A 10927-nucleotide genomic window follows, 5' to 3' on the forward strand; every position below is an offset into this window, starting at 1 on the left:
TACCCAGCCTACGGCCGCCGCAGACAGAGGCATGTTCTTGAGGAATGGATACACGGGGGATTAGCTCGCGGTCCCGAAGGCATCAGCAGGGAAAGATAGGGTGGATCCATGTGCAATTCCCTCCCACCGGCTTCCTACCGCGCAACTGAAACCGGCGATTCCCGCAAGGAATACCCGCCCGCTCCCGAACCGCTGCCGGTCCCCGTGATGGACAACCACACGCACCTCGATTTCCGGCACGGCCTGCTCGAAGTAGCCGTCGCGGATGCTTTGGACGCCGCCGAAGCCGTGGGGGTCCAGGGCGCCGTGCAGGTAGGTTGCGACCTTGAGTCATCGCGGTTCACGGTCCAGGCGCTGGACGCGGACCGGCGGCTCCTCGGAGCTGTCGCGATCCACCCCAACGATGCCCCCGTGTACGCGGGACGCGGAGAGCTGGAATCGGCGCTCGCGGAAATCGAGGAGCTTGCGGCGCATCCTCGGGTTCGTGCGATCGGTGAGACCGGCCTTGATTTCTACCGCACCCATGGCGACGGCCTGGTGCACCAGCGCCATTCGTTCCGCCGCCACATCGATATTGCGAAGCGGCTGGACCTCACCCTCCAGATCCACGACCGTGACGCGCATGACGACGTCGTCCAGGTTCTCCGGGAGGAGGGGGCCCCGGAGCGGGTGGTGTTCCATTGCTTCTCGGGCGATGAAGAACTGGCGCGGATCTGTAACCTGAACGGCTGGTACATGTCCTTTGCGGGCACCATGACGTTCAAGAACGCCGCAAATCTGCGGGACGCGCTGGCCATCGCGGATCCGGAACTGGTGCTCGTCGAAACGGATTCCCCGTTCCTCACGCCGCACCCCTACCGGGGCCGTCCGAACGCGAGCTACATGGTGCCGTACACCGTTCGTTCCATGGCCGAAGTGACCGGAACCGAGCTTTCCACGCTGTGCTCGCAACTGGCCCAAAACACCGTCGCAACGTACGGTTCCTGGGACTGAGCCGAATCCGGTTTACATACCCAGTATGTAAAAATCTTGGTCACTTTATAACGCTTCGGTTACAGTGGGTAACCAGTAGCCGGGGTCGGGGAAGGCCTTCGGACAACTAACTCCGTTCGCAATTGGTGTTTTCAGTTGAATTGAGTGTGGCGGCGCACAACTCCGCTGCAGTCCTCCAGCATGCTTCGGCAGGCATCCGGGACCGCGGCAGGAGGCCCCTGTGCGCTTTTCCCCGTGCCCGGATGGTCCAAAAGTTACGGGCAAACATGGTTAAGTTCTTCACCACGGGCGGCAAGTTCAGTTTCGTCAAAGTCGGTGCGCAGCTGCTGGTGCTTTCGGCACTGGTGCTGGGAGTGGTTGCTTTTACAGGCAACAACAAATCAGTCACCCTCAACGTCGACGGCAAAGTGAGTTCCGTCCAGACCTTCGGCAACACCGTTGACCAAGTGGTCAAGGCAGCCAAGGTCGATCTGAAGGCTGAAGACCGGGTATCCCCGGCCTTGGACGCCTCGGTGCAGAACGGTTCCATCATCAACGTCAACCTGGCCAAGGCCGTCACCGTCAGCCTTGATGGCGCCCAGCGGACGGTCAACACCACCGCCCCCAACGTCGAAGGCCTCGTTTCCGAGCTCGGCGTCGCGAGCGCATCGGCCGTCTCGCAGCCGAAAGACACGCAGCTGGCCGTCTCCGGATCCTACGTTTCGATCCTGACCCCCAAGACGATCAGCCTGATTGTCGACGGTCAGAGTTCGGCAAAGACCACGACGGCGGCCGACGTGGGCACCGTCCTCAGCGATGCCGGCGTCTCGCTTGGCGCCAACGACCGGGTTTCGCAGCCCAATTCGGCTCCCGTTGTCCAGAACATGGTGATCAAGGTTTCGCGGGTGGACACCAGCAAGACCGCCACCGAGACCGAGAACGTCCCGTTCGACACGGTCACGACGGAAGACGCCACCCAGTTCAGCGACCAGAAGACGGTCACCCAGGAAGGGGTCCTCGGGCTGCTCAGCAAGACGTTCAAGCTCGTCCTGGTGGATGGCCGTGAGGCTTCCCGGACGTTGGTCTCCTCGGACGTCACCGTCAAGCCGGTCTCCGCGAAGGTAACGGTCGGAACCAAGGAACGCCCCAAGCCCGCACCTGCCGCAGCTGTTGCCTCCGGACCTACGGGTGCGCCGAACGAGGCAATGTGGGACAAGATCGCACAGTGTGAGTCCGGCGGGAACTGGGCCATCAACACCGGCAACGGTTACTACGGTGGCCTGCAGTTCGACATCCAGACCTGGATCGGTTCCGGCGGTGGCGCTTACGCTCCCAACGCCGCCGCCGCCAGCAAGGCCCAGCAGATCGACATCGCCAACCGCGTCTACGCGCAGCGCGGCCTGTCTCCGTGGGGCTGCGGATGGGCAGCATCCAGCTAGGCAAAAATGAACGTGGCCGGGTCCGGAATTTTTCGGGCCCGGCCTTTTCGCGTGCTGAAGCCAAGAGGCGGCGCTCCCGCCGGTCGCTCAGACGATACGATACCTAGGTGACTGAACCGAATTCCGAACCCGCCGCCGTCGCGCCCCTTCTGGGAGCTGCGGACATCCGACGGCTCGCCGAGGAAATCGGTGTCCGCCCCACAAAGACCCTGGGCCAGAACTTCGTCATCGACGGCAACACGATCAGGAGGATCGTCTCCGCCGCCGGTATTGATCCCGAGGAAACCGTGCTGGAGGTCGGCCCCGGGCTGGGTTCGCTGACGCTCGGCCTGCTCGACGCCGCCAAGACAGTTGTCGCCGTCGAGATCGATCCCGTACTGGCCGGCAAGTTGCCGGAAACAGTGCGCACGTGGCGCCCGGAAGCCGTGGACGAATTCCACCTAGTCCTCTCCGACGCCATGAAGGTCACCGAACTTCCGGTTGAGCCGACGGCTCTCGTGGCCAACCTGCCGTACAACGTCGCCGTCCCCGTGGTCCTGCACCTGCTCCAACATTTCCCGAGCCTGCAACACGGGCTGGTCATGGTCCAGGACGAGGTGGCGGACCGGCTGGCCGCGGGGCCGGGCTCCAAGATCTACGGAGTCCCCTCGGTCAAGGCCGCCTGGTACGGCCACATGCGCAAGGCCGGCGTGATCGGCATGAATGTGTTCTGGCCGGCCCCCAAGATCCACTCCGGCCTGGTGTCCTTCACCCGCGGCGCGCCGCCGGCAACGCACGCCACGCGCGAACAGGTCTTCGCAGTCATCGACGCCGCTTTTGCCCAGCGGCGCAAGACGCTCCGCGCGGCCCTCGCGACGTGGGCGGGGAGCGCGGCGGAGGCCGAACGTTTCATTGTCGCTGCAGGCGTTGATCCGACTGCCCGCGGAGAGGTGCTCGATATCAACGCGTTTGTCCGGATCGCCGAGGCACGCCACCCCCTGGACGCATGAATCCGGCAATCGGCGGTGCGAACCGCGGGCGCTTCGTCGCACGGACCGTACGCGTCCGGGCACCCGGCAAAGTGAACGTTTCCCTCAACGTCGGCTCCTTGCGGCCCGACGGCTACCACTCTGTGGCCAGCGTGTATCTCGCGGTGTCCCTGTACGAGGAAGTAGCCGCAACGAGCACGGAGGGGACCGGGATCACGGTCAGCATCGCTCCCTCAAGCACCTTGGACCTCGACGGTGTGGACATCCCGCTGGACGAGCGGAACCTGGCCTACAAGGCTGCCGCCATCATGAGGGATGTCTCGGAGAAAGCCACGGGCGTGCATTTGGAAATCACCAAGCGCGTCCCCGTCGCCGGGGGCATGGGCGGCGGCTCGGCCGACGCCGCGGCGACACTCCTGGCCTGCGATGCCCTCTGGAACAGTGGTTTGTCACGCGAAGAACTGGCCCACCTTGCAGCCGAGCTGGGCGCGGATGTGCCGTTCTCGCTTCTCGGAGGTACCGCCGTCGGGCTTGGCGTGGGCGACGAACTCTCACCTGCACTCGCGAAAGCGCAGATGGACTGGGTCCTCGTCTGCGCAGACTACGGACTTTCCACACCCGCGGTTTTCCACACCTTGGACAGGCTTCGGACCACCGAGGGACTCGACATCCCCGAGCCGCTCGAGGTGGACGCCAAGATCCTTCAGGCGCTGCGCGACGGGAATCCCGATGCCTTGAGCAAAGTCCTCATCAACGACCTCCAGCGCGCCTCGATCGAGCTGGCCCCGCAATTGCGGGACACCATAGGGATAGGGGAGTCCAGCGGTGCCCTGGCCGGGATTGTTTCCGGTTCCGGCCCCACCGTGGCTTTGCTTGCCCACAACCCCCGGGCGGCCGAGGGGCTCGCCGAGGACCTTCGGCACCTGGGACACAACGCCCTTGCTGTGCACGGCCCGGTTCCGGGTGCCCGAATCATCTCCGATACCCTTCTTTGACACGTCGCCCTGACTGTTCACACCAGAAAGTAGTACCCAGTGGCCCACCTGCTTGGCGGTGAAAACCTCACCGTTTCATTCGCAACCCGCACCATCCTCGACGGCGTAACCCTTGGTTTGGAGGACGGCGACAGGATCGGCATGGTCGGGCGCAACGGCGACGGCAAATCCACGCTGATGCGCTTGCTGGCATTGCGCTCGACGCCGGACTCCGGCCGCGTCACCAAACGCGGCGACGTCAACGTCGGCTACCTCGACCAGTCCGACGTGCTCGACGGCGACCTCACGGTCGGCGCCGCGATCGTCGGCGACCAAGCCGACCACGAATGGGCCGCGAACCCCAAAATCCGCGAGATCATGGGTGGCCTCGTGGCCGACGTCGATTGGCACGCCAACGTGCATGCCCTCTCCGGCGGACAAAAGCGCAGGGTCGCCCTGGCCAAGCTGCTCATCGAAGACCACGACGTCATCATGCTCGACGAACCAACCAACCACCTCGATGTGGAAGGCGTCGCCTGGCTTTCCCGGCACTTGAAGACCCGCTGGCGCGCCAACCAAGGCGCGTTCCTTGTGGTGACTCACGACCGTTGGTTCCTGGACGAAGTCTGCAACCGGACGTGGGAAGTGCACGACGCCATAGTGGACCCGTTCGATGGCGGTTACGCTGCCTACGTGTTGGCCCGCGCCGAGCGTGACCGCACGGCGTCCGTCGTCGAAAGCAAGCGCCAACAGCTGGTCAAGAAGGAGCTGGCGTGGCTGCGCCGGGGCGCCCCTGCGCGCACGTCCAAGCCCAAGTTCCGCATCGAAGCCGCCAACGAGCTGATCGCAGATGTTCCTGATCCGCGCGACTCGGTGGCCCTCAGCAAGATGGCAACCGCCCGCCTCGGCAAGGACGTGCTGGACCTTGAAGGCGTCTCCCTGGACTTCAAGGGGGACGACGCCGGCCGGAAGCTCTTCGACGACGTCACCTTGCGCTTGGCTCCCGGACAGCGGCTGGGGCTGGTGGGCGTCAACGGTGCCGGAAAGTCCACCCTCCTGAGGCTCCTTAACGGCGAGATCACGCCGAGTTCAGGCAAGGTCAAGCGCGGCAAGACTGTTGTCACGGCGGTGCTCAGCCAGGACGTCAAGGAACTCGATGACGTGTCCGACCTTCGCGTGATCGAGGTCATCGAACGCGAGAAGCGCTCCTTCAGCGTGGGCGGCAAGGAATTCACGGCCGGCCAGCTCGTGGAGCAGCTGGGGTTCACGAAGGAAAAGCAGTGGACTCCCGTCACCGACCTTTCCGGTGGCGAACGGCGCCGCCTGCAACTTCTGCGTCTGCTTGTGGGCGAACCGAACGTCCTGATGCTCGACGAACCCACCAACGACCTCGATACCGACACGCTTGCCGCCGTCGAAGACGTCCTGGACGGCTGGCCTGGCACGCTGGTTGTTGTCAGCCACGACCGCTACTTGCTGGAACGCGTCACGGATTCCCAAATGGCACTCCTGGGTGACGGCAAGCTCCGCGGACTTCCGGGCGGCGTGGACCAGTACCTGGAATTGCGTGAAGCCGCGCTGGCGAGCGGCGCGGTGACCGGCGGCGCGTCGAGCGGCAGCGCGAGGCCGACGGCGGGAAGCGGCTCGGGTGCCGCAGTCTCCGGGCCCAGCGAAGCAGAGAAGCGCGAAGCCCGCAAAGACCTGAACAGGATCGACCGTCAACTGGGCAAAATCGCGCAACAAGAAGAGAAGCTCCACGTCCAAATGGCGGCCAAGTCCCAATCCGGCGACTTCGACGCCCTCGGCGAACTGAACACCAAGCTCCAGGAACTCCTTGACGAAAAAGAAGGCCTGGAGCTCGAATGGCTCGAGGCGGCGGAGATCCTGGGGGAGTAGGCGGGCTGGGACGGGCGCCGGCATCCTTTGCGTGGTCACCTTGGGTGCCTGAGCCGGCCCTTCCGCGTCGCTTAGCGCGGAGGTTCCTTCCCAAAGCTCGCAAGCTCGCTTCGGGGCCCTCGGAACGCCGCTTCGACGCAAGAGGGTCCGCTCGCTCGCTGAGCGACCTCCGGCCCACGAAGGGCCGCGATGCGCTCCTTTCGGAAGAACCGCCTCCGGCGGGGGTAAGTCACCTCGCGGGGGCGGACTGCCGACGTCGTCCGCCAGCGGTGGGATGGGTAGGGGGCCGTGGAACTCGAGGCACAAGGGAGACTTCGGCAATTCTTGACACACAAATTTGCCCGCGACACAGATCGAGAAAATCGCTGCGCGGATTCCAGTGTCGATAGGAATTTTGCGCGTCGACGGGGCGCATCGGCGTCGGAGGTCCGGGCGCGGGTCGAAGCGGCTGTTTGGTGAATCGGGGGCGATTCTCGACCCCCAAATTTGCCAGCGACGCAGAAAGTGAAATCCGATGCGCGGATTCCAGTGTCGATAGGAATTTTGCGTGTCGACGGAGCGCCTCGGCGTTGAAGGCCAGGCGCCAAACGGAACGATGGCAAGAGCGGTGCTGCGGGCCTTCGGGTAGGAGCGCATCGCGGCGCATCGGGGTTTGGAGGTCGCTCAGCGACCGGAAGACCCCATATGCGCTGTGTCTAAGCGACGGCGAAGGGCCGTTGCTCCGCGTAGGCGACCAAGGGCGACGGCGACGGCGAAGGGCAGTTGCGCCGCGGAGGCGACCACGGAAACGCAACCGCGGAGGCGACCGCGGACACGTGGGAAGGCGACTACGGACGCAACCGCAACCGCAAAAGCCAACCAGACGCCCTAGCCCTCGCTCCGGAGTTCCGGCTCCTTTTGCAGGCCCGTCAGGCCGTTCCATGCCAGGTTGACCAGGTGGGCGGCTACCGCGCGTTTGTCGGGCTCGCGGTGGTCCAGCCACCATTGGCCGGTCATCGCCACCATGCCCACGAGCATTTGGGCATACATGGCGCCGTCGGCTGCGCTGAAACCGCGCCGGGCGAATTCGTCGGCGAGGAGGTCCTCTACGCGATCGGCCACGTGGGAGAGGAGGGTGGAGAAGGCGCCTTCGGGCTGGGAGGGCGGGGCGTCGCGCATGAGTATCCGGAAGCCGTCGCTCCGCTCCTCGATGTAGCCGAGCAAGGCAAGGGCCGCCTGTTCAACGAGGACGCGTGGTTTGGCTTCGGCGGCGAGGGACTCGTTGATGGCGTCGAGGAGGATCCGGAATTCGAACTCCACAACCTGGGTGTAGAGGCCTTCCTTCGAGCCGAAGTGCTCGTAAATCACCGGCTTGGACACGCCCGCGGCGGCTGCGATTTCGTCGATGGTCGTGGCGTCCAGGCCGCGGGCGGCAAAGAGGCCCCGGCCAATTTCGATGAGCTGGGAGCGGCGCTGGGAGCCTGTCATCCGGGCACGGACAACCTGGGCTGCGGGTGGGTGGTTGATCACCCTGGAACCCGTCGACTGCCGGGGAAGTCCTGTGCTGTTGCTCACGCATCCATCATGCCTTATGGCACGCGTGAAGCGGCCTCTGGAGTGCCCGCCAATACCGCTGGAAAGGACTCGGGGTTGCGCCAAGTCGCGAACACCGCGATGGTCATGGCAAACTAGATTCTTGTGTGTGCGACCCGGTCAATCGGGAACCCCGCGGACCCTGCGTCCGCAAGGGCTAAGTGCGCACGGTCCGCTCTGGTGTAATGGCAGCACCCCGGCCTTTGGAGCCGTGGAGTATAGGTTCGAATCCTATGGGCGGAACTTGTCGGTGGTCTGCCGGCACCGCCTCTGAAGGCACCGTCTCTCCCGAAGCTGTCCACTGGCTGCACGGAAGGCTGTGAATCGGCAAGAGTAGGATAGAGCAGATGCCGCAGCCGGGTTCGCCCGGACGTAACCGAGCAAGGAGAGCGACTTCGTGAGCCCCGATACTACTGGCCCCGCCGCTGTAATTGTCCTAGCTGCCGGAGCCGGTACGCGGATGAAGTCACGGACTCCCAAAATCCTCCACGAAATCGGCGGACGCTCCATGGTGGCGCACGCCATCCTCGCAGCGCGCTCCATCGATCCCCGGCAGCTGGCCCTCGTGGTCCGCCATGAGCGGGACCTCGTCGCCGCGCACATTGAACTGATCGATCCCGACGCCGTCATCGTGGACCAGGACGATGTTCCGGGGACCGGGCGCGCGGTGGAAGTAGCCCTTGACGCCTTGGACGCGAAGGCAGAACTCACTGGCACGGTAGTGGTCACCTACGGTGATGTGCCTTTGCTGACCGGTTCCCTTCTGTCCGAGCTGGTCGCCACGCACGAATCCGAAGGCAACGCCGTGACGGTCCTGACCGCGGTGCTCGATGACGCCAATGGCTATGGCCGCATCCTTCGTGCCGAGGACGGCACCGTGCTGGGCATCCGCGAACACAAAGACGCGAGCGACGCCGAACGTTCCATCCGCGAAGTCAACTCCGGCATCTACGCTTTTGACGCAAAGGTGCTTCGCGAGCAGTTGCGCAAAGTGACCACCGAGAACATCCAGCAAGAAAAATACCTCACTGACGTTCTTGAATTGGCGCGCTACGCCGGAGGCCGGGTTTCCGCCGTCGTCACCGCCGACCGTTGGCAGGTCGAGGGCGCCAACGACCGTATCCAGCTCGCCGCGCTCGGCGCAGAGCACAACCGCCGCATCATCGAGGCGTGGATGCGTGCAGGCGTCACGGTCGTTGATCCGGCCACCACCTGGATCGATTCCACCGTCACACTGGACGAAGACGTCCGCCTCCTGCCCAACACTCAGCTCCACGGCACCACCACCGTGGCGCGCGACGCCGTCGTCGGCCCCGACACGACCCTCACCGACGTTTTGGTGGGCGAAGGCGCGAAGGTGACCCGCACCCACGGCTCAGGATCGACCATCGGTGCGGGAGCCAGCGTTGGCCCGTTCACCTACCTGCGTCCCGGCACTGTCCTTGGGGAGACCGGCAAGATCGGCGCCTTCTACGAAACCAAGAACGTGACGATCGGCCGCGGTTCCAAGCTGTCCCACCTCGGCTACGCCGGCGACGCCGAGATCGGCGAGGACACCAACATCGGCTGCGGCAACATCACGGCCAACTACGACGGCGAGAAGAAGCACCGCACGGTGATCGGCTCCGGTGTACGGACCGGTTCCAACACTGTCTTCGTGGCCCCCGTAACGATCGGCGACGGCGCATACAGCGGCGCCGGTGCCATCATCCGCAAGGACGTTCCCGCCGGAGCCCTCACCCTGAGTGTCGCTCCCCAGCGCAACGCGGAAGGCTGGGTCATCGCCAACCGGCAGGGCAGCAACTCGGCCCAACGGGCGCAGGCTGCGCAAGCCGCGCTTGGCTTCACTGCCACCCCCGATTCCTCAAGTACTCCGGCAACCACAGAAGAGGGCACACAGGCATGAGCGAAATTACCGCACACGGCGAGAAGAAACTAGTTCTCGCCGCCGGACGGGCGCACCCCGAGCTGGCGCAGGAAATCGCCAAGGAGTTGGAGACCGAACTCCTGCCTATCGACGCCTACGACTTCGCGAACGGCGAGATCTATGTGCGCTCAGCGGAGAGCGTCCGTGGCACCGATGCCTTCGTCATCCAGGCGCACCCGGCCCCGCTGAACAACTGGCTCATGGAGCAGTTGATCATGATCGATTCCCTGAAGCGCGCGTCCGCGAAGCGGATCACGGTTGTGTCGCCGTTCTACCCGTACGCCCGGCAGGACAAGAAGGGCCGCGGCCGCGAGCCGATCTCCGCCCGCTTGGTGGCAGACCTTTACAAGACCGCCGGCGCGGACCGCATCATGTCGGTGGACCTGCACACGTCCCAGATCCAGGGGTTCTTTGACGGCCCGGTGGACCACCTCATGGCCATTCCGCTGCTTGCCGACTACATCCGCACCAGGGTCGAAGCGGACAACATCACCGTTGTCTCGCCGGACACCGGCCGTGTCCGCGTTGCGGAACAGTGGGCCGAGCGCCTGGGCGGTGCGCCTTTGGCGTTCGTCCACAAGAGCCGCGACCTCACGGTGCCGAACCAGGCCGTCTCGAAGACCGTCGTCGGACAGATCGAAGGCCGCACCTGCGTCCTGATCGACGACATGATCGACACCGGTGGAACGATCTCCGGCGCCGTCCAGGTCCTCAAGAACGCCGGCGCCAAGGACGTCATCATCGCGTGCACCCACGCCGTCTTCTCCGAGCCGGCGGCACAGCGCCTGGCCGATTCCGGTGCCCGCGAGGTGGTCGTCACCAACACCTTGCCGATTCCGGCCGACAAGCGCTTCCCGCAGCTCACGGTCCTGTCGATCGCACCGTTGATTGCGCGCGCCATCCGCGAAGTGTTCGACGACGGTTCCGTCACCAGCCTCTTCGACGGCAACGCCTGATCCCCACCGGCTCCCAGCCTTCGCAAGCTCAGGCCGGGGCCCTCGCCGGCGTGGGCCCACTCATCGCTGGTCCAACCCAACTGATATGTAGAAGCTGTTGTCAAGAGGCAGTGGTGAGCGGCTCCCGGTTTTGGTGTCGGGGGCCGCTTTCCGTTGGGGTGCTGTCCGGGTGTGGTGGGTGTGCTGGCGGGTCTTGTGTTCGACTGCAGTGTCAGACTGATAT

8 protein-coding genes and 1 tRNA gene are annotated in these 10927 nt (G+C 64.8%); 8 read left to right on the forward strand and 1 reads right to left on the reverse strand.

The features are described 5' to 3' along the window. Nucleotides 1-108: 108 nt before the first annotated feature. The 5 genes from AB4068_RS13960 to AB4068_RS13980 all read left to right on the forward strand — a co-directional run bounded on the left by AB4068_RS13960 (nucleotide 109) and on the right by AB4068_RS13980 (nucleotide 6249). Nucleotides 109-993 (forward strand): TatD family hydrolase, encoded by an 885-nt coding sequence (locus AB4068_RS13960; protein WP_306961210.1) that lies wholly within the window; start codon nucleotides 109-111, stop codon nucleotides 991-993. A gap of 266 nt (nucleotides 994-1259) precedes the next feature. Next, complete coding sequence (locus AB4068_RS13965) at nucleotides 1260-2411, forward strand: resuscitation-promoting factor (RefSeq protein WP_059387941.1); 1152 nt, start codon at nucleotides 1260-1262, stop codon at nucleotides 2409-2411. A gap of 107 nt (nucleotides 2412-2518) precedes the next feature. After that, nucleotides 2519-3400, forward strand: a complete 882-nt coding sequence (gene rsmA, locus AB4068_RS13970; RefSeq protein WP_441433682.1) for a 16S rRNA (adenine(1518)-N(6)/adenine(1519)-N(6))-dimethyltransferase RsmA — start codon at nucleotides 2519-2521, stop codon at nucleotides 3398-3400. Next, on the forward strand, nucleotides 3397-4374 hold the full coding sequence (locus tag AB4068_RS13975; protein ID WP_441433683.1) for a 4-(cytidine 5'-diphospho)-2-C-methyl-D-erythritol kinase: 978 nt from the start codon (nucleotides 3397-3399) through the stop codon (nucleotides 4372-4374). Before rsmA ends, AB4068_RS13975 begins: the two co-directional genes overlap by 4 nt. Before the next feature lie 39 nt (nucleotides 4375-4413). After that, nucleotides 4414-6249: an ABC-F family ATP-binding cassette domain-containing protein gene (locus AB4068_RS13980; RefSeq protein WP_441433684.1), complete on the forward strand. Its 1836-nt coding sequence runs from the start codon at nucleotides 4414-4416 to the stop codon at nucleotides 6247-6249. Between the two features lie 867 nt (nucleotides 6250-7116). Here the strand turns inward: AB4068_RS13980 and AB4068_RS13985 are convergent. Then, entirely contained in the window at nucleotides 7117-7803 is a 687-nt protein-coding gene (locus AB4068_RS13985) for a TetR/AcrR family transcriptional regulator (protein ID WP_370872197.1), read from the reverse strand. A 189-nt stretch (nucleotides 7804-7992) separates the two neighbouring features. Here AB4068_RS13985 and AB4068_RS13990 point away from each other — a divergent pair. The 3 genes from AB4068_RS13990 to AB4068_RS14000 all read left to right on the forward strand — a co-directional run bounded on the left by AB4068_RS13990 (nucleotide 7993) and on the right by AB4068_RS14000 (nucleotide 10704). Beyond that, nucleotides 7993-8064: transfer RNA gene (locus AB4068_RS13990), tRNA-Gln, on the forward strand. Nucleotides 8065-8218: 154 nt separating this feature from the next. Then, nucleotides 8219-9727, forward strand: coding sequence for a bifunctional UDP-N-acetylglucosamine diphosphorylase/glucosamine-1-phosphate N-acetyltransferase GlmU (glmU, locus tag AB4068_RS13995; RefSeq protein WP_441433685.1), 1509 nt, complete (start codon nucleotides 8219-8221; stop codon nucleotides 9725-9727). Further along, a complete protein-coding gene (locus tag AB4068_RS14000; protein ID WP_028266439.1) occupies nucleotides 9724-10704 on the forward strand; it encodes a ribose-phosphate diphosphokinase in 981 nt (326 codons plus the stop codon). The genes glmU and AB4068_RS14000 overlap by 4 nt, the downstream gene beginning before the upstream one ends. The last annotated feature ends 223 nt before the right edge of the window (nucleotides 10705-10927 follow it).

Origin of the sequence: Arthrobacter sp. 2RAF22 (assembly GCF_052115325.1) — a bacterium.
In the GTDB taxonomy this organism is placed as follows: domain Bacteria; phylum Actinomycetota; class Actinomycetes; order Actinomycetales; family Micrococcaceae; genus Arthrobacter.

Coding starts and splice junctions, on each gene's coding strand:
- AB4068_RS13960 (WP_306961210.1), top strand. CDS start 109: ATGTGCAATTCCCTCCCACCGGCTTCCTACCGCGCAACTGAAACCGGC.
- AB4068_RS13965 (WP_059387941.1), top strand. CDS start 1,260: ATGGTTAAGTTCTTCACCACGGGCGGCAAGTTCAGTTTCGTCAAAGTC.
- AB4068_RS13975 (WP_441433683.1), top strand. CDS start 3,397: ATGAATCCGGCAATCGGCGGTGCGAACCGCGGGCGCTTCGTCGCACGG.
- AB4068_RS14000 (WP_028266439.1), top strand. CDS start 9,724: ATGAGCGAAATTACCGCACACGGCGAGAAGAAACTAGTTCTCGCCGCC.